Raw genomic sequence first — 19477 nt, 5'->3', positions numbered from 1 at the left:
GTTTCCGGCTAGCGTCCGTCCGCCGGCGGCCAGGGATGGGCCTGGAAACGGAATAGCTGAGGATCCGTGGCATCCACGCTGCCCTCAATCCAGCCCATGAAGGGCGCACCGTAGGTTTCCACCCGGACGAAATTGGCGACGGTCCGTCCCGTCGCCTTGTCCCGCAGCGGTCGATTGATCTGCATATTGTGGGTGTCGCCATGGACCAGGGCCACCTGGCCGGGGAAGGCCTCGGTTTCCGCCCGCAGCAGGTCGAGAAAATCCTTGAACCCGGCATGGGTGGCGCCGGCGTTGTCATCCTCGATGAAGGGATTGGCCTGGGTCACCAGCAGCAAGCCCGGCAGGCCGGCCGCCTTGGCCTGGGCAAAGCTCTCCCGCAGCCAGGCCAGATTGGTCCGGTTGCGGGCCGCGTATTCCTTGGTCCGGCTGACGTTGTTGTCGTGGCCGGGCATGTTGAGGCTGACGAACAGGACCGGACCGGCGCGCCAGCGCAGGTTTTCCGGTGTACCCGGCTGCTGTTCAAGGGCGATGGTGGTTTTGCCCAGGCTGCGGCCCCCGGCAAAAAAGACGCGACGCAAAAAATCCAAACGTTCCAGCGGATCGAAACCGCCGCAGGCCGCGCGCGAGCAGTCGGACCATTCGTTGTCGCCGGGGACGTATACCAGGGGCAGGGCCGAGTCGTCGAACACGCCGCGAATGTCCCGGTAGACCGCATCGTCGCAGCGGCTGCCGCCGCTCTTGATGTCGCCGTCGTGGACGATGAAGGCCAATCCGGCCTGGGCCATGTCCGCCAGTAGCAAGGGCAGTTGGCGGCGTTCGTAGGCGGAGTAGGGCGTGTCGCCGAACAGGCCGAAACGTAGCACGGGTAGCACTGGCTCGGCATGGGCGAGGCAGGTCAGCAGGGCCAGGCCGAACAAGGTCGCCAGGCGACCGGGTGCGGACTTCATCCGGGTCATCACAACAGGCTTTTCAGGGCGTAGAGCCGTTCCAGGGCTTCCCGGGGCGTCAGGCTGTCCGGGTCCAGGTCGGCCAGGGCGTCCACCACCGGATGGGGCTCGGGCTCCACCTGGGTTTCCGGCGGGGGCGGGGCGAACAGGTCGGGCTGCTGGGTGGTGGAAACCTGGGCGTTTTCCAGTTGCACCAGGCGGCGCTTGGCTTCCCGCACCACGGCGGCGGGAATGCCGGCCAGGGCGGCCACCTGGATACCGTAGCTCTGGGAGGCAGGGCCTTCTTCCACGGCATGCATGAAGACGATGCGCTGGCCGTGCTCCACGGCGTCGAGGTGCACATTGGCGCAGTCGGCGTAGTCGAGGGAAAGCCGGGTCAGCTCAAAGTAGTGGGTGGCGAACAGGGTCAGGGCCCGGTTCTTTTCGATCAGGTGGCGGGCGATGGCGAAGGCCAAAGCCAGGCCGTCGAAGGTGGAGGTGCCGCGGCCGATTTCGTCCATCAGCACCAGGGACTTGTCCGTGGCGCCGTTGAGGATGGCGGCGGCTTCGGTCATTTCCACCATGAAGGTGGAACGGCCCGAGGCCAGGTCGTCCGAGGCGCCAATGCGGGTGTAGATGGCGTCCAGCGGCCCCAGCACGCAACGCCGGGCGGGGACGAAGGCGCCGCAGTGGGCGAGCAGGGCGATCAGCGCCGTCTGCCGCATGTAGGTGGACTTACCGCCCATGTTGGGGCCGGTGATCAGTAACAGGCGACGACCGTTCTGCAATTGACTGTCGTTGGCGATGAAGCTTTCGCCGTTGGCCTGGACCTGGGCTTCCACCACCGGATGGCGGCCCCCTTCGATCAGGACGCCGTGTTCGCTCCGAAACTCGGGGCGGCAGTAGTCATGGCGTCGCGCGGCTTGGGCAAAGGCACAGAGGCCGTCCAACTGGGCCAGGGCGCGGGCGATGATCTGCAATGGGGGAATCCACTGGGCGAGGTCCGCCAGCAACGTGTCGTACAGCTGCTTTTCCAGGGCCAGGGCACGGTCGTTGGCGGACAGGGCCTTGTCCTCGAAAGCTTTCAACTCCGGCGTGATGTAGCGCTCGGCATTCTTCAGGGTCTGGCGGCGGCGGTAGTCGTCGGGGATTTTTTCGCTGTGGGCGTGGGTGACCTCGATGTAGAAACCGTGTACCCGGTTGTATTCCACCTTGAGGGTGGGAATGCCGGTGCGTTCCTTTTCCCGCGCTTCCAGATCCAGCAGGAACTGGCCGCAATTGGCCTGGATGCCCCGCAGTTCGTCCAGGTCCGCATGGAAACCGGTGGCGATGACGCCGCCTTCCCGCAACACGGTGGACGGTTCCTCCATCACGGCGCGGCGCAGCAGATCCAGGCAGTCCTCCGGCGTGGCCAGGTCGGCCAGGGTCTGGTGCAGCAGGGGGGACATGCTGCCCGTCAGGGTGTCCCGTAGTTCCCCCAGCTTGGCGAGGGAGTCCCGCAGGGAGGACAAGTCCCGGGGCCGGGCGCTCTTCAGGGCGATACGGGCGGTAATGCGCTCCACGTCGGCAATGCCGCGTAATGCCGTGCGCAGATTGCTTGCCCGGTCCAGCAGTTCCCCCACCGCCTCGTGGCGTGCTGCTGCCTGGCGGTTGTCGGCCAGGGGGTGGTGCAGACAGTGGCGCAGCCAGCGCGAGCCCATGCTGGTGGCGCAGTCGTCCAGCAGGGAAAGCAGGGTGGGGGCGGGTTCGCCGCGCAGGGTTTCGGTGAGTTCCAGATTGCGCCGGGTGGCGGCGTCCAGGCGCAGGTACTCGCTTTCCCGCTCCAGGGCCAAGCCGGTGATGTGGGCCAGGCTCTGCATCTGGGTCGCCCGGGCATACTGGAACAACGCGCCGGCGGCGGCCAGGGCCAGGCGCCCGTCCTCGTCGTTGCCCAGGCCGAAACCCGCCAGGTCGCGGGTGGCGAAGTGTTCGCAGAGTTGGCGTTGGGCCGATTCCACGTCGAAGTGCCAATCCGGCAGGCGTTTCAGGCTGGCACGATGGTCCGGCAGCGCCAGGCCCAGGCTATCCGGCACCAGCAGTTCGGCCGGGCGCAGGCGCTCGAACTGGCCGGGCAGGGCGAGGGCCTGGGTTTCCAGCAGGCGGAAGTCGCCGTTGGCCAGGTTGAGCCAGGCCAGTCCGATCCGTTGTTTGTCGGCGCAAAGGGCCAGCAGCAGGTTGTCGGTCTTGTCGTTGAGCAGGGCCGCATCGGTCAGGGTGCCGGGGGTGACGATGCGCGCCACCGCCCGTTCCACGGGGCCCTTGCTGGTGGCCGGGTCGCCGATCTGCTCGCAGATGGCGACGGATTCGCCCAGCTTGACCAGCTTGGCCAGATAGCCTTCCACCGCGTGGTAGGGAATGCCGGCCATGGGAATGGGCTTACCGGCGGACTGGCCCCGGGCGGTCAGGGTGATGTCCAGCAGCCGGGCGGCTTTTTCCGCATCCTCGTAGAACAGCTCGTAAAAGTCCCCCATCCGGTAGAAGAGCAGCATGTCCTGATGCTGGGCCTTGAGGCGCAGGTACTGCTGCATCATGGGGGTATGGCCTTCAGCCGCTTTGTTCTTCGGGGTGTTTTCCATGGGTCCGCTGGGGTCGTTGAAACATGGCCGCGCCTGGCGACGGCGAAGGCGCGATTATCTTTCAGGACGGCGACCCAGGCGAGTGCAATTTGGTCCCCGGCGTCATTGGCCGGGGAGGGTATGCGAAAATGCATAGCTGGTCGGCATGGCGACGGGGTGGGATGACCGTTCCTGCGGATGGAATACTGATTGGCACCAGGGTGGGAGGCCTTGATGAGCAAAAAAACAAAGTCGGCATCGCTGTGGTTGGGACTGTTGTTGGCATTCGGCCTGAGTCTGGCCGCCAGGGCGGACACCTTGACCATCGGCGGCACGGGCTCCTCCGAGCCCCTGGTGCGCCTGTTGTACGAGGAATTCCGCAAGCAGGCCAAGGATGTCAGCCTGAATCTGGTGACGCCCCCCCTGGGGACTGGCGGCGGGCTCAAGGCCCTGGCGGAAGGCCGGCTCGACCTGGCCATCGCCGGTCGGCCCCTGAAGCCCGAGGAGGCTGCCCGCTTCGGGCGCAGCTTCGAACTGGCCGATACGCCCTTCGTGCTGGCCTCTTCCGGTGGACAGCGCCGTAACGGCTTTTCCCTCGACGAACTGGCCGCCGTCTATGACGGCAGCCTGCGGAAATGGGACGGCGGCAGTCCAATCCGCCTGATCCTGCGCGCGACCTTCGAATCCGATACCCTGTTGCTGAAATCCATGTCGCCGGCCATGGCCAAGGCCCTGGACCAGGCAGCCCAGCGCCCGGGCATGGTCACCGGCAAGGACGACATGGAAACCCTGGCCCTGATCACCCAGACCCCGGGTTCCTTCGGTCCCACCACCCTGGGGCTGATCACCACGGCCAAGGAAAAGCTCACCATTTTCCCCATCAACGGCGTTACCCCCTCGGTCACCACCTTGAAGAACGGCAGCTATCCCTGGAGCAAGTCCCTGATCGTGGTGCTGCCCCCGTCGCCGTCCCCCGCGGCCGAGCGTTTTGCCCAGTTCCTGCGTAGCGGCAAGGTGCGGGCCTTGTTGCAGCGCTACGACTACCGACCTGCCGAATGAGCAATCGCGCCTACGCCCGGCTATCCCGCCTGCTGGCCTGGCTGACGGCCAGCCTGGCGCTGGGGGTGGCCCTGGTGCCCGTGACCTTTTACGGCACCTATACCTATCTCGACAAAAAACGCTTCCTCGACGAAAACCTGCGGGTTCAGGCCATCGCCATCGAACGCTTCGTCGGTGCCCATCCCGACTTTTGGGAAAGCAACGGCGATCGGCTACAGGTGGTGTTGGAGCCCTATCTGTTGCCAGAGCAACACTACCGGGTGGCTGGCAAGGAAGATCGCACCGTGCTTGAAGGGGGCGCAGCGCCCGCCTGGCACTTCGTCAGCCGTGGCCGCATTCTCTACGCCTTCGGCGATGCCGTCGGCAGCGTCGAGGCCGGTATTTCCCTGTTGTGGAACTACCTGATCGGGGTGGCCATCCTCGCCGTCGGTCTGGTTGCCGCCTGGGTGATCTGGGGGCCCCTGCGCCGCCTGCCCCTGGCGGCGCTCTACAACGCCGAAAGCCAACTGGCGGAACGGGAACATTACCAACGGGCCCTGCTCGACAATTTCCCCTTCATGGTTTGGCTGGCCGACCATGAAAACCGCTTGTTGGCGGTGAACCAACGCTTCGCCCAGTACTACGGCAGCAATGACGTTTCCTCCTTCGTCGGCAAGTCCCTGGCCAATTTGTTCACCGAGGAAGAGCGGGAGATCTACGAGCGGAACAAGCAGAACATGCTCGCCAACGGCCAACCCTTGCAGACCGAGGAGCAGATCGAGGCCTTGGACATGTGGGTGGAAATCGGCCTGGCGCCGGTGCGCTTCGATGATGAAGCCGCCCAGCGCGGCATGGTGGGCTACATCCGCAACATCACCGCGCGCAAGGTGGTGGAGCAGGAACTGGCCCACTATCGCCTGCACCTGGAGGAGCTGGTGCAGGAGCGCACCGACGAGTTGACCAAGGCCAAGCAGGTGGCCGAGGCGGCCACCCATGCCAAGGGCGAGTTCCTGGCCAACATGAGCCACGAAATTCGTACCCCCATGAACGGCATCATCGGCATGACCGATCTGCTGCTCGATACCCCCCTCAACGCTGAACAGCGGGACTTCACCCATACCGTGCGGGATTCGGCGGCGGCGCTGCTGACCATCATCAACGACATCCTCGACTTCTCCAAGATCGAGGCCGGCAAACTGGAAATCGAGGTCACCGATTTTTCCCTGGTGCGGGTGGTGGAAGGGGTGACCGAACTCCTCGCCGCCAAGGCCCACGAGAAAAAGATTTCCATGATGAGCTACATCGCCCCGGCCCTGCCCAGCCGGATGCGGGGCGACCCGACTCGGTTGCGCCAGGTGCTGGTGAACCTGATCGGCAACGCCGTCAAATTCACCGAGTGCGGCGACATCGAAATCAACGTGTTGCAGGAACAGCATGCCATCCAGTTCCGGGTGCGGTTTGAAGTCCGGGATACCGGCGTCGGCATGACGCCCGAGGTCCAGGCCCGGCTGTTCCAGTCCTTCAGCCAGGCCGATGCGTCCACCACCCGCAAATACGGTGGCACCGGCCTCGGCCTGGCCATCTGCAAGCGCCTGGTGGAATTGATGGGGGGCGAGATCGGCGCCATCAGCGAGCCCGGCGCGGGTTCCACCTTCTGGTTCTCCATTCCCCTGGCGCCCGCCGGCGTGCCGGGGCCGGAAACGGTGGAACTGGCCCAACTGCTGCCTAACCTCAAGGGCTTGAAGGTGCTGGTGGTGGACGACAAAATGTCCGACCGCAACATCCTGCGTCGCTACCTGGGGTCCTGGGGCATGCAAAGCGAAAACGCCTGCAACGGCGCCGAGGCCCTGAAGCTCCTGACCGAGGCCGCCGACGCGGGCAAGCCCTATGCCGTTGCCCTGGTGGACTACGCCATGCCGGGCATGGACGGCATCGAATTGGCGCGTATTATCCGAACCGATCGCCGTTTCGACGGCCTGCGCCTGGTCCTGCTGACTGCCTACGATCAGCGCGACCTGTTCGAGCAGGCCCGGGCGGCGGGATTCTCCCGATGCTTGACCAAGCCGGTGCGGCAGTCCCAACTGCTCGATTGCATCGGCAACAGCATGGCGGATGCGAACAATGGTGTTCCCCTTGAAGACACGGTACCGACTATGCAAGTAACCGCGCCTGAACTGCACGACGCCCTGGAAAAAGGCCGCCTGATCCTGCTGGCGGAGGACAACCCCATCAACCAGAAGGTCGCCCAGTTGATGATCAACAAGATGGGTTACGCCGTGCATGTGGTCAACAACGGCCAGGAGGCCGTCGAGGCGGCCCTGGCGCTGCCCTTCGCCGCCATCCTGATGGACTGTCAGATGCCGGTGATGGACGGTTTCGAGGCTACCGCCGCGATCCGCAAGGCGGAGCGGGCCGGCGCCCGGCGCACGCCCATCATCGCCATGACCGCCAACACCATGCAGGGCGACCGGGAACACTGCCTGGCCGCCGGCATGGACGATTACGTCGGCAAGCCGGTGGACCGGGACCAGTTGGAACACGCCCTCAACCGCTGGATCCGCGTGCGGGACAGTTCCGCCATGGACATGATCAATGCCGTTTCCGGTGACGAAGCCCGGGCCAGCCTGATCGATTTCGCCCGACTCAAGGAAATCCTGGGGGACGATCCCCAATTGCTCGCCGACCTGCTCGAGGCGTTCAATACCTCCACCACTGCCTTGCTCGGTCGACTGGAAACCGCGGTGGAGCAGCGCAAGGGCGAGGTGGTCAAGGCCATCGCCCACGAAGCCAAGGGCGTGTTCGGCAACCTGTCGATCCTGCCCCTGGTGCGCACGGTGGCCAATATGGAAGGCGCCGCCGTGGAAGCCAACTGGTCCCGGGTTGCCGAACTCCACCAGGAACTCAAGGACGGTTTCGGCCAGGTCCAGCAGGACGTGGCCGTTTTCATCAAGTCCGCCAAGGCCTGAGGTTGATCGTCGTCCCGTCCGGGACGACCCCTTTCCTATCGTAAAAAAACGGAGTCCCCGCGTAAGCGAGGACTCCGTTCACCCACAGGCTTATGCCCGAAGACGCTGGATTCCCGCTTGCGCGGGAATGCCGGTGCCGTGGTTTCAGTAGCGTCGTTCCGCCTTAGGGCGCCATGTTCCCTTCCCAGCCGCCGCCCAGGGCGCGTACCAAACCCACCACCGAGCGGGCGCGCTCGCCGTCCAGTTGCACCGCCACGCGCTGCTGCTGGAGGGCGCTGCGTTCCGCGTCGAGCACGTTCAGGTAGGCCAGGGCGCCTTCCCGGTACTGGATGCGGGCCAGTTGCGCGGCCCGGTTCGCGGCGCCGACGGCGGTGTCCTGCTGGGTGTTCTGCTGGTCCAGCAGGCGCAGGTTGACCAGGTTGTCCTCCACTTCCTTGAAGGCCCGCAGCACGGTCTGGCGGTAGTTGGCCACGTCCTCGTCGTAGGCCGCATTGGCCCGGTTCACGCCGGCCTCCCGAGCGCCACCATCGAACACCGGCAGCGTCAGCAGAGTGCCCACCAGGGGGCCGAACACCGCCGCCCGGCTGGCGTGCTTGAACAGGTCTCCCAGTTCGTTGGACTCGTAGCCGAGGGCGCCGGTGAGGGACAGACGCGGGAAGTAGGCCGCCTTGGCCGAGCCGATGCGGGCATTGGCTGCCGCCATGGCCCGTTCGGCGGCGGCGATGTCGGGACGCCGCTCCAGCAGGGCCGACGGCAGGCCCACCGGCACCTTGGCCTCCAGGCGCCCCAGGGGCGCGGCGGCCAGGCTGAAGTCCGCCGGCGCCTTGCCCAGCAGGATGGCCAGGGCGTGCTCGGCCACGGCCCGTTGGCGGCTGATGCCGAGGGATTCGGATTCCGCCGAGGCCAGCTCGGTGCGGACCCGGGCCAGTTCGAACTCGCCGATGTCACCGGCATCGTAACGACGCTGGAACAGTTGCAGGGTTTCCTTGCGGCTGCGTACCGTGTCGGCGTAGAGGGCCAGGGAGGCGTCCAGCTCCCGCACCAGGAAATAGGCCTGGGCCACGTCGGCCTGAAGGGCCAGCAGGGTGGACTGGAACAGGGCCGCGTTCCTTTCCGCGTCGAAGCGGGCGGCGTCGGCCACGCTGCTCACCCGGCCGAACAGGTCGGCCTCGTAGGACACCGTGGCCTGGGCCCGCCACAGGGTGACGGGCTTGGTGTCGGCATCCGGCGCCAGGCCCTGGGCGGCAGCGGACTGCAACTGCCGGGTGGGGCCGAAGCCTATGCCCACCTGGGGAAACAGGGCGGCGCGGGCGTTCTGCTCCAGTGCCCGGGCCTGGCCGAGGCGGGCTGCGGCGGCCCGCAGGTCCTGGTTGGCGGCCAGAGCCTGGTTTTCCAGCTCGTCCAAGGTAGCGTCGCGGAAAATCTTCCACCACTCGCCACGGGGAATCTCCTCGGCGGGTTGGGCGGTTTTCCAGGCGCCGTCCGTCGTCGTCGGCGCTTCCTTGAAGCTCTCGGGTACGGCCGCGTCGGGCCGCTGGTAGGTGGGGGCCACCGAGCAGCCGGCCAGGATCAGCAGCGAGGCGAGCAGGGTGAGGGATGTGCTTGTCTGGGTTCGCATGGGATTACTCCGTTTCCGTGTGGGCGCCGGGACCGGCCACCAGGGGGGCGTCGTGGTGGGCGGCGGAATGCAGCTGGCGACCATGGGCCAGCTTGCGCAGCAGGACGTAGAACACCGGCGTGAGGAAGAGGCCGAACAGGGTCACGCCGAGCATGCCGAAGAACACGGCAATGCCCATGGCGTGGCGCATTTCCGAACCGGCGCCGCTGGAGGTGACGAGGGGAATGACGCCCATGATGAAGGCGATGGAGGTCATCAGGATGGGCCGCAGCCGCAGGCGGCTGGCGTTGATGGCGGCTTCCACCGGCGTGGCGCCCTGCATCTCCAGTTCCCGGGCGAACTCGACGATGAGGATGGCGTTTTTGCACGCCAGCCCCACCAGCACCATGAGGCCGATCTGGGTGAAGATGTTGTTGTCGCCGCCGGTGAGAAAGACGCCGGTCAAGGCGGCCAGGATGCTCATGGGCACGATCAGGATCACCGCCAGGGGCAGGGTCAGGCTCTCGTACTGGGCGGCCAGCACCAGGAACACCAGCAGCACGCTGATGGGGAAGACCCAGATGCCCGCGTTGCCGGCGAGAATCTTCTGGTAGGTAAGGTCGGTCCATTCGAACTTCACGCCGCGAGGCAGGGTTTCCGCCGCCACCCGTTCCGCCGCCGCTTCGGCTTGGGCGGAAGAGTAGCCGGGGGCCGGGCCGCCGTTGATGTCGGCGGCGGTGTAGCCGTTGTAGCGCACCACCATCTCGGGGCCGAAGCTTTCCTTCACCTTGACCAGGGACGACAGGGGCACCATCTCGCCGCTGACGCTGCGGGTCTTCAACTGGCCGATGTCTTCCGGGTGGGCGCGGTAGGGCGCGTCCGCCTGGGCCCGCACCTGATAGACCCGACCGAAACGGTTGAAGTCATTCACGTAGAGGGAGCCCAGGTAGATCTGCATGGTGTCGAACACGTCGGTCACCGACACGCCCTGTTGCTTGGCCTTGGTGCGGTCCAGGTCCACGTCCAGTTGGGGCACGTTGATCTGGTAGCTGGAGAACATCGGGCCCAGTTCCGGCGTCTTGCTGGCAGCACCCATGAAGGCTTTGGCGGCGGCATCCAGTTCGGCGTAGCCCAGGGCACCCCGGTCCTCGATCTGCATCTTGAAACCGCCCACGGTGCCCAGGCCCATCACCGGCGGTGGCGGGAACACCGCGATGAAGGCATCCTGAATGGCCGCGTACTGCTGGTTCAAGGCCCCGGCAATGGCGCCGGCGGACAGTTCCTTGCTCTTGCGCTCGTCAAAGGGCTTGAGGGTGACGAAGACGATGCCGGCGCTGGAACTGTTGGTGAAGCCGTTGATGGACAGGCCGGGGAAGGCCACGGCGCTTTCCACCCCAGGTTGCTTGAGGGCAATGTCGCCCATGCGGCGAATCACCGCCTCGGTACGGTCGAGGGAAGCGCCGTTGGGCAACTGGGTGAAGCTGATCAGGTACTGCTTGTCTTGGGCCGGCACGAAGCCGCCGGGCACCAGATAGGACACACCCAGGGTGAGGCCTAGCAGCACCGCATAGACGCCCATGGAGGAAGCCTTGCGGGCGATCACGCCGCTGACGCCGCTGCCGTAACGTTCCGCCGAGCGGTGGAAGAAACGGTTGAAGGCAGCGAAGAAACCGCCCAGGTAGCGGTTCATCTGCCGCGTCAGCCAGTCGGGCTTGGCGTCGTGGCTCCGCAGCAGTAGGGCGGACAGGGCCGGTGACAGGGTCAGGGAGTTGAAGGCCGAGATCACCGTGGAGATGGCGATGGTCATGGCGAACTGCTTGTAGAACTGGCCGGTGAGGCCGGTCATGAAGGCCAGGGGCACGAACACCGCCACCAGCGTCAAGGCGATGGCGATGATGGGGCCCGACACTTCGCGCATGGCCCGGTAGGTGGCCTCTCGCGGCGAGAGCCCGGCTTCGATGTTGCGCTCCACGTTCTCCACCACCACGATGGCGTCATCCACCACGATGCCGATGGCGAGCACCATGCCGAACAGCGACAGGGCGTTGATGGAGTAGCCGAAGCCCAGCATCAGGGAGAAGGTGCCGACGATGGACACGGGCACCGCCAGCAGGGGAATGATGGACGCGCGCCAGGTCTGGAGGAAGACGATCACCACCAGCACCACCAGGGCAATGGCTTCGAGCAGGGTATGTACTACCGCCTTGATGCTGGCCCGGACGAACTGGGTGGGGTCATAGACGATGCTGTAGCTCACCGAGGAGGGAAAGTCCTTGGACAACTCGGCCATGGTTTCGCGCACCTTGGCCGATACGTCGAGGGCGTTGGCGCCAGGGGCCTGGAAGATGGGAATGGCGACGGCGGGCTTGTTGTCGAGCAGAGAGCGCAGACCGTATTCCGACGCGGCCAGTTCAATGCGCGCCACGTCGCCGAGGCGGGTGACGGCGCCGTCGCCGGCGGTCTTGACGATGATGTCGGCGAACTCGCCCTCGGTCTTCAAACGGCCCTGGGCGTTGACGTTGAGTTGCAGGGGCACGTCGGGCCCGGCGGGGGTGGCGCCGATGACACCGGCGGCCACTTGCACGTTCTGTTCGCGGATGGCGCGCACCACTTCACTGGCGGTGAGGTTGCGCTGGGCCACCTTCTGCGGATCAAGCCAGACCCGCATGGCGTAGTTGCCGGAACCGAACAGGCCCACTTCGCCCACGCCCTGAATCCGGGCCAGCCGGTCCTTGACGTTGAGCACCGCGTAGTTGCGCAGGTAGGTCATGTCGTAGCGGTTGTCGGGCGAGGTGAGGTGCACCACCATGGTCAGGGTGGGGGAGCTTTTTAGGGTGGTCACCCCCAGGCGCTGCACGTCCTCGGGCAGGCGCGGCAGGGCCTGGGAGACGCGGTTCTGCACCAGTTGCTGGGCTTTGTCCGGGTCCACACCCAACTGGAAGTTCACCGTCACCGTGAGGTTGCCGTCGCTGTTGGCCTGCGACTGCATGTAGAGCATGTTCTCCACACCGTTGATGGATTCCTCCAGGGGCGAGGCCACCGTCTCGGCGATCACCTTGGGGTTGGCGCCCGGGTACTGGGCCCGCACCACCACGGAGGGCGGCACCACCTCGGGATATTCCGAGATGGGCAGCTTGAACAGGGAGAGCACGCCTCCCAGCAAGAGCAGGATCGACAGCACCCCGGCGAAGATGGGGCGGTCGATGAAGAATTTTGAAATGTTCATGTCGGGGTGTCCTGAAGTCGGCGCGAGAATTGACGCTTAGGGGTCACTTGGTGGCTGCGCCATCTTTTGCGTTGGCGTCGGCGGACGTGGCGGCGTTCTTGTTACCGGCCATGGCCACGGTTTGCGGCACGATGGTGTCGCCGGGGTGAACCCGTTGCAGGCCGTTCACCACGATGCGCTCGCCAGCCTTGAGGCCGCTGTCCACGATCTGCAAACCGTCCTGGCTGGCGCCGAGGTGGATTTCCCGGTAGGCGGTCTTGTTGTCGGCGCCGACGACGAGGACGAAGCGCTTGTCCTGGTCGGTGCCCACGGCCTTGCCGTCGATCAGGATGGTGTTTCTTTCCTGGCTGCCGCCAAGGCGGATGCGGGCGTAGAGGCCGGGGACCAGTTGTCCGTCGGGGTTGTCGAACACGGCGCGGACGCGAATGGTGCCGGAGCGGTTGTCGAGGTGGTTATCCACCGACTGGATGCCGCCCTGGCGGGAATAGCCGTCCTCGTTGGCCAGGCCCAGATGCACCGGCAGGCTGACGCCCTTGGCGCTACGGGCCGGATTGACGTACTTGAGGAAGGTCTGCTCGTCCACGTCGAAGCCGGCATAGATGCGGCCCGAGGACACCAGGGTGGTCAGGGCCGGGCCGCTGTTGGCGGTGATCAGGTTGCCCACGGTGATTTCGGCACGGGAGACGCGGCCGTCGAAGGGCGCGGTAATGCGGGTGTATTCGAGGTTGAGCTTGGCGATGCGCAGGGCGGCCTGGGCCACCTGGGCGGCGTTTTTCTTTTCCTCGAAGTCGCGCTTGGCGATGGCGTTTTCCGCCAGCAGGCGCTCGGCCCGGGCGAACTCGGACGCGGCATAGTCAGCCCGGGCCTCGGCGGCGGACACCTCCGCCGCGTAGGGACGCGGGTCGATGGTGAACAGGGGATCGCCCTTCTTCACCAGGGCGCCGTCCTTGAAGTGCACGGCGGTCAGCACGCCCGACACCTGGGCGCGGATGTCCGCCCGGTCCGGGGTTTCCAGGCGACCGGAAAATTCCTTCCAATCGACGATGGCGCGATTGATCACCTCGGCCACCTCCACCGTGGGGCCCGACGGGGCAGGGGCGACCGGGGCATTGTTGGCCCGGGCCTGGATCACGGCGATGCCGCCCCAGGCCAGCAACAGGCCGGCGAGGGTGGTAACGACGAGGCGTTTTTGACGTGGGTTCATGACTATTCCTCTCGAAGGGTGGCAATGGGGAAGGGCTGGTTTTTTTCTGGACGCAGCGCGCCGCCGCGCGCGATGCGGGGGAAGGGCGGTAATCCTAGGAAATGGGTGGCCGGGGGCGAATACCTATTCATCTGAGCTTCTTGCCTATTTCTCTAAAACTGCGCTTCCAGGGCCGGGGCGGCCGGCACCAGACGGCGGCGCAGGAACTCGGCCACCTCGTTCAACAGCGGCGGGTAGGTGGGCAGCTCGCCGTGCTTGACCGGAAAACGCGTGACCTGGGTCGGCACGCCGGCGGCGATCAGGGCGGCGGCGTACTGCTCGGATTCCCGGTGCAGCACGTCGCATTCGGCCGTGGCGATCAGGGCCGGCGGCAAGCCGCGCAGGCGGCTCGACTCCAGGGGCGCGGCGTAGGGGTGCAGGCGCTGCATGGGCTTGGGCAGGTATTGGGCGTAGCACTGGTTGCAGGTTTCGGCGCTGAGGTCGGAACCGAGTTGGCGGGCGTCCCCCTGGCGGGTCATGCTTGGGTCCAGCATCGCGCCGACCAGCACCTGGGCCAGGGCCGGCGGGGCATTGCGGTCCTTGAGCATCAGACCGAGGGCGGCGGCCAGATTGCCGCCGGCATCGTCGCCAGCCAGGGCCAGGCGCTGACCGTCGATGCCGTGCTCCCGGCCCTGGCGACGCAACCAGTCGGCGGCGGCGAAGCCATCCTCCGGCGCGGCGGGGAAGGGATGTGCCGGCGCCAGGGAATAGGCCACGGCAACCACGGCCAGGGCGGCGTAGCGGGCGATGAACAGGGCCGGCAGATGGGCATCGTCGAGGCTGCCGCCGACGAAGCCGCCGCCGTGGAAATACAGCACCACCGGCATCGGCCCGGCTATCCCGACCGGCCGGTAAAGGCGCGCGGCCAGCGGGGCAGCGAAGCCGGGAATGGCGAGTTTCTCCACGGCCACACGGCGCACGTTGTCCTGCATGGTGTCGAGAAGGGAGGTGAGGGCATCCATCGCGGTGTTTTTTTCTCGGGCGAAAAAATGAAGAAGACGGATGGATTCTGGGTGTTACGTTGATCTAAATAAATACATAAATCAAAACAACACTATTCGGAATTAATTAACAATTAAGTCTGTGCGAGCTGGAGGATTGGCGCCGAGACCCAATGCCAAGAGATTGAATAAGAAGGGGAATAGAGCGATTTCAAGCCATGCGGAGGCATGGCCGTGGTGGACGCCTACCGCCATTGCAAAGGCTGCTTGCCGCCGGCATCTGGCAAGCCAGGGTATTGCTTGGGACGGCGGTACTAGCGGTCGAGCGGCTCGTCACCGCCGCCGGCTTCGGTTCAGCTAGGCAGGGACAAGCCGCAACAGGGTGATTTCGGAGGGCGCGCCGAAGCGTTTGGGCGGTCCCCAATAACCGGTGCCGCGGCTGGTATAGACCCAGAGCCGGTCTTGTCGATGCAGCCCGGCGGTGTAGGGCTGTTGCAGGCCGACGAACAGGTTCCAGGGCCAGAACTGTCCGCCGTGGGTGTGGCCGGACAGTTGCAGGTCGAAGCCCGCTGCGGCGGCGGCTGGCGCAGTGCGCGGTTGATGGGCGAGCAATATCCTGGGGATGCCCTGCGGACTGCCGGCCAGGGCGGCAAGGGGATCGCTGCGTTGCGTAGGGTCGAAGGCTGCGGCGCTGTAATCGGTGACGCCGGCCAGGAGCAGGCGTTCGCCGCCATGTTCGATGACGACATGTTCGTTCATCAGGCCGCGCAGGCCCAGACGTTGGAACTCCGCCCTCCATTCCGCGACGCCCGAGTAGTACTCGTGATTGCCGGTAACCCAATAGGCGCCATGCCGTGCCCGGAGTTTCGCCAAGGGGGCGGTATGGCTTGAAAGCTGCGAAACGCTGCCGTCCACCACGTCGCCGGTGATGGCGATAAGGTCGGCGCCGAGGCCGTTAACGCGGTGGACGATGGCGCTGACGTAGTCGCCTTTGATGGTCGGCCCGACATGGATGTCGCTGATCTGGGCGATGGTGAAGCCGTTCAATTCTGGCGGAAGCCCCGCCAAGGGAATGTCGACACGAACCACCTGCGCCACCCGCCGTGCATTGACGAAGCCGATGGCCGTTGCCACCACCGCCGCCAGGAGCACGGCCTGCGCCGTGATGCCGGCCAGGGCCGGCGTTCCTGCCGCCAGTAGCACCAGATCGCGCAACAGCGTCAGCACCAGCACCGAAGAGAACAGTCCCATGATCAGGGAGCCGATCCAGACGATGCGGTCGGCCAGGACCTGGGGAGAGACGATGAAACGGGCCAGCATGCCGAGGGGGATCAACAGTGTGGACAGGACCAGCAGGGTTCCGCCGATGGCCGTGCCGGGAACGCCGATAGGGAGCGCCGGCAGCAGGCGCCAGCCGATGTAGGCGTGAAGCCCGGTCAGGATGGGCATGACCGTCAGGGTAAAACCCCGGAGTTGTCTTCGCAGCTTGGCCGGCGTCGGCGCGGGCGGCGTGGTGTGTTCATTCGTCATGGGAGCTCGAACCGTTTGTAGATTTTTTACGTTTGCGGGATGGGCACCCGTTGCCCCGGCAGGGGGGCTCATATTCCTTGTAGACGGCGCATCGATCTGAATATTGTGGGGGGTGGCCATTTTTCCTTGAGTCCCATGCCCGGAAGTTCACCGTTCCGGGAATGGGGAGGCGTGTCCCAGCGAGGCCGTGACGCGCTCACGCAACCATTGATGATGCGCGGCGCTGGACCGGGTTGTTCGGCTTTGCCACCCATCGGGCTGCCCAAGCAGGAGTGGTCAGAGTTAATCCGGCAGGCGGACGGTCAATTCGAGTTCGACTTGCAGGTCGGGCGCGGCCAAGGCCGCGACGCCGACGCCGGTAATGCAGGGCTGCGCACCGTCGAACATTGTCAGCAACGGGGGAAATATTTGGTTCAGCCTCTCGGGGGTCAGATCGATCACGAAGCAACGCGCGATCACGATGTCCCCGGGCGTCGCGCCAAGGGCGTGCAGAGCGGCTTTGGCGTTGTCCGCCACGATCTTCATTTGCTCCCCCAGATCGGCGGGCACGGGTTCTCCGTTGGGGCGCCAGGCCACTTGCCCGGATACATAAGCCATGCGACCCGGTTCAACGACGGATATTTGCGAATACCCCATTGCGCCGGCGTTCGGCAAAGAGGGCGGGTTCATGCGGGTGATGTTCTTTGTCATGGGTTTTCCTGTTGTGTTGACTTGAGGGAGGGCGAAGGTTTTTGTAGGAGGGAGATTCTTGGTGTTATTTATTGGCGGATAAAGGTGTATGTTCTGACAATACTGTTCAGTAAATATCAACAATGGCATCCGCCAAGAAGGGATAACAATGGATAGGTTTCAAGCCATGAAGGTGTTCATGGCCGTGGTGGATGCCAACAGCTTCACCCGGGCGGCGGACAACCTGAGCCTGCCCCGGGCCACGGTGACAACCACGGTGCAGGGCCTGGAAAACCTGCTCAAGGTGCGCCTGCTCAACCGCACCACCCGCAGCGTCAGCCTGACGCCGGACGGCGCGGCCTACTACGAGCGTTGCGCCCGCATCCTGGCCGACCTGGAGGAGACCGAGGCGGCCTTCCGCGACGTGGCCAAGCGGCCCCAGGGGCGGCTACGCATCGACGTGCCGTCCACCATCGGCCGCCTGATTCTGATTCCCAAGCTTTGCGAGTTCCATAGCCGCTACCCCGACATAGAACTCATGATCGGCATGAGCGACCGGTTGGTGAACCTGGTGCAGGAGGGCGTGGATTGCGTGATCCGCGCCGGCGAGTTGGTGGACTCGACCCTGGTGGCGCGCCGCATCGGCAGCTTCAGCTTCATGACCTGCGCCGCCCCGGCGTACCTGGAGCGGTACGGCGAGCCCAAGACCGTGGAAGACCTGGCCCAGCACAAGGCCGTGCAATATTTTTCCAGCCGCACCGGTCGCAACATCGACTGGGAGTTCATCGTGGACGGCACCAGCCGGGAATTCGAGATGCAGGGCAGCATCTCGGTGAACGACGCCGACGCCTACATGGCCTGCGGCCTGCAAGGCTTCGGCATGATCCAGGCCCCCCGCTTCATGGCCTTGCCCCACCTGGAAAGCGGCGCCCTGGTGGAAGTGCTCAAACACCTCAAGCCCTCGCCCCTCGCCATCTCCGTGCTCTACCCGCAAAACCGCCACCTGTCGCCCAAGGTGCGCGCCTTCGCCGATTGGGTGGCGGAGTTGTTCGGCGGCTGCCCGCTCCTCAACGGGCGCGACAGCGAGGCGGACTACGACGGGGCTTGTACGCTGGGTAGCAAGACCAGCGGTAATACGCTACGGGAGGTGCTGGAGCAGAATAATTTGGCGGAGAGTACGTTTTGAAAATATGCGTCTATTAAACAAATTATTTAGGTGAAAATTAGCTGAATGTGCTTTGCTTCAGTCTAGAGCTACGTAGTTTTCTATTAAATTGCGCTGTGAGAAATTTCTATAGCTGATATTCAGTGCTTTGGGAGCATGTTTGTGAATGAAAAAATAGCTAATGATGATCGTTATGAGTCATTGTTTAACGAAATGCATTCGGAGTCAGATCGTGGATGCATTTTGGTCGGCGCAAGCGTGATGGATGATCTTTTACTTGCATTGATTAGAAAATTTTTATCACGAGATTCACATGTAAAAAAACATGCAGTCGAACCTCTTTTTGTCGGAATGGGGCCGCTTTCAACATTTTCAGCCAGAATAAGAATTGCGTACTGCCTGGGACTTATTGAGAAGTGGGAGTTTGAAGATTTGCAGCGAATTAGGAAAATCAGAAATATGGCTGCTCATGAGTATTCCTCAAAGTCGTTTGAGGATCCTGAGATCATAAAGGAAAGTAGCTTATTGAAAGCAGCAGATCAGGCTGTGCTTTGGATGAAGGCCCCAGTGTTACCAACTGTTACTCTTAATAGTGGCACTGGAGAAGAACAATCTAAGCGGCGTTCAAAGGAAAGATTGCGGTTTAGTTGTTCCGTAGCATTTATTGCTGGTCGGATTGATACTACTTTGATTGAAATGAATGCTATTCCTAAATGGTCTCTTTTTTTCGAAAAGGTATTGCCGAGGGGCGGGGTAAGTTGAGATTATTTATTTGCGTAAATTGGTAAATCAGTGTTGTGTATGGGGTGTTGAGTTAAAATATCATTTTCATTGGTGAGTTTCTGTCTTATTTTTAATTTTTCAAAGATACTTTGGCGGTTTTATTCACAGTTTTACCCACTTCACAAAAGCCTCAACCATCTCCTCCGTCATCTCATGCCGCGCCTGAAACTTGTGCAGGCTGAACGGCACCTGATGGGCTTTCAATAGTTCAGCGCTGCGGTCGGCCCAGGTAATGGGTAGGGTGCCGTCGGCTTCGCCGTGGAGGATTAGGGCTTTCAAGTGGCGGAGTTTTTCCTGCGCGGGAATGAGGGGTTCGATTTCCGGGAGGATGCGACCAGAGAGGATGGCGAAGCCGGCAACCAATTCGGGTTGGGTCAGGGCCAGGCCGGCGGACATGATGCCGCCTTGGCTGAAGCCGGCAATCAGGGTGTGTTCGGGGGCGACGCCGACGCGTTGCTGCAATTCGCCGACGAAGCGAATCAGCGCCAGTCGGCTGGCCTCGGCTTCGGTCTTGTCGATGATGGGCCCCTGGGGCGTGAAGTTCACGGCAAAGGCGCTGAAGGCGTTGGGACCCATGGTGTAGGCGGAGCGGACCAGGGCGATGCTGTGGTCCTTGGGCAGGTGAGGCCCTAGCCCGGCTAGTGAAGTTTCATTGTTGCCGATGCCATGGAGTAGCAGGATCAACCCTTGGGGCGTGCCGTTGGCCGGGTAAAGGCGATAGGGCAGGCTCAGGTCGGTGACGAGGTCGGGCAGGGGCAGGGGGCGTGTCATGGTGGCATTCACGGGAAGGAAAAAAGCG

General features: G+C 64.1%; 13 protein-coding genes. 4 read left to right on the top strand and 9 right to left on the bottom strand.

Features of this window, described 5'->3' with window-relative positions:
- Window positions 1-8: 8 nt before the first annotated feature.
- Window positions 9-947 (bottom strand): hypothetical protein, encoded by a 939-nt coding sequence (locus ACYQ2U_RS09260; protein ID WP_459950076.1) that lies wholly within the window; start codon window positions 945-947, stop codon window positions 9-11.
- Between the two features lie 8 nt (window positions 948-955).
- Window positions 956-3541 (bottom strand): DNA mismatch repair protein MutS, encoded by a 2586-nt coding sequence (mutS, locus tag ACYQ2U_RS09255; protein WP_459950075.1) that lies wholly within the window; start codon window positions 3539-3541, stop codon window positions 956-958.
- 213 nt (window positions 3542-3754) lie between these two features.
- Between mutS and ACYQ2U_RS09250 the strand changes: the two genes are divergently transcribed.
- On the top strand, window positions 3755-4579 hold the full coding sequence (locus ACYQ2U_RS09250; protein ID WP_459950074.1) for a PstS family phosphate ABC transporter substrate-binding protein: 825 nt from the start codon (window positions 3755-3757) through the stop codon (window positions 4577-4579).
- Window positions 4576-7524 carry a hybrid sensor histidine kinase/response regulator gene (locus tag ACYQ2U_RS09245; protein WP_459950073.1) on the top strand — a complete coding sequence of 983 codons (2949 nt, stop codon included), beginning with the start codon at window positions 4576-4578 and terminating at the stop codon, window positions 7522-7524. Before ACYQ2U_RS09250 ends, ACYQ2U_RS09245 begins: the two co-directional genes overlap by 4 nt.
- A 163-nt stretch (window positions 7525-7687) precedes the next feature.
- On the opposite strand, the gene ACYQ2U_RS09240 is transcribed toward ACYQ2U_RS09245, so the two are convergent.
- From ACYQ2U_RS09240 to ACYQ2U_RS09215, 6 genes are all read right to left on the bottom strand, one after another.
- Entirely contained in the window at window positions 7688-9142 is a 1455-nt protein-coding gene (locus ACYQ2U_RS09240) for an efflux transporter outer membrane subunit (protein WP_459950072.1), read from the bottom strand.
- A 4-nt stretch (window positions 9143-9146) separates the two neighbouring features.
- Complete coding sequence (locus tag ACYQ2U_RS09235; protein WP_459950071.1) at window positions 9147-12347, bottom strand: efflux RND transporter permease subunit; 3201 nt, start codon at window positions 12345-12347, stop codon at window positions 9147-9149.
- A gap of 43 nt (window positions 12348-12390) precedes the next feature.
- The gene (locus tag ACYQ2U_RS09230; RefSeq protein WP_459950070.1) at window positions 12391-13551 is read right to left on the bottom strand and encodes an efflux RND transporter periplasmic adaptor subunit; all 1161 of its coding nucleotides are present in this window, start codon (window positions 13549-13551) and stop codon (window positions 12391-12393) included.
- Window positions 13552-13703: 152 nt separating this feature from the next.
- On the bottom strand, window positions 13704-14552 hold the full coding sequence (locus tag ACYQ2U_RS09225) for an alpha/beta hydrolase (RefSeq protein WP_459950069.1): 849 nt from the start codon (window positions 14550-14552) through the stop codon (window positions 13704-13706).
- 336 nt (window positions 14553-14888) lie between these two features.
- Window positions 14889-16061: a metallophosphoesterase gene (locus ACYQ2U_RS09220; RefSeq protein WP_459950068.1), complete on the bottom strand. Its 1173-nt coding sequence runs from the start codon at window positions 16059-16061 to the stop codon at window positions 14889-14891.
- A 282-nt stretch (window positions 16062-16343) separates the two neighbouring features.
- Window positions 16344-16751, bottom strand: coding sequence for a RidA family protein (locus tag ACYQ2U_RS09215; protein WP_459950067.1), 408 nt, complete (start codon window positions 16749-16751; stop codon window positions 16344-16346).
- 148 nt (window positions 16752-16899) lie between these two features.
- On the opposite strand from ACYQ2U_RS09215, the gene ACYQ2U_RS09210 reads away from it, so the two are divergent.
- Both ACYQ2U_RS09210 and ACYQ2U_RS09205 read left to right on the top strand, forming a co-directional pair.
- A complete protein-coding gene (locus ACYQ2U_RS09210; RefSeq protein WP_459950066.1) occupies window positions 16900-17916 on the top strand; it encodes a LysR family transcriptional regulator in 1017 nt (338 codons plus the stop codon).
- A gap of 141 nt (window positions 17917-18057) precedes the next feature.
- Window positions 18058-18657 carry an MltR family transcriptional regulator gene (locus ACYQ2U_RS09205; RefSeq protein ID WP_459950065.1) on the top strand — a complete coding sequence of 200 codons (600 nt, stop codon included), beginning with the start codon at window positions 18058-18060 and terminating at the stop codon, window positions 18655-18657.
- 123 nt (window positions 18658-18780) lie between these two features.
- Here the strand turns inward: ACYQ2U_RS09205 and ACYQ2U_RS09200 are convergent, their stop codons facing one another.
- Entirely contained in the window at window positions 18781-19449 is a 669-nt protein-coding gene (locus tag ACYQ2U_RS09200) for an alpha/beta hydrolase (protein WP_459950064.1), read from the bottom strand.
- Between the last annotated feature and the right edge of the window lie 28 nt (window positions 19450-19477).

The organism is Denitratisoma sp. agr-D3 (assembly GCF_054658675.1).
The sequence above is the reverse complement of the archived record's forward strand: the minus strand, read 5'-3'. Positions and strand labels throughout refer to the sequence as shown.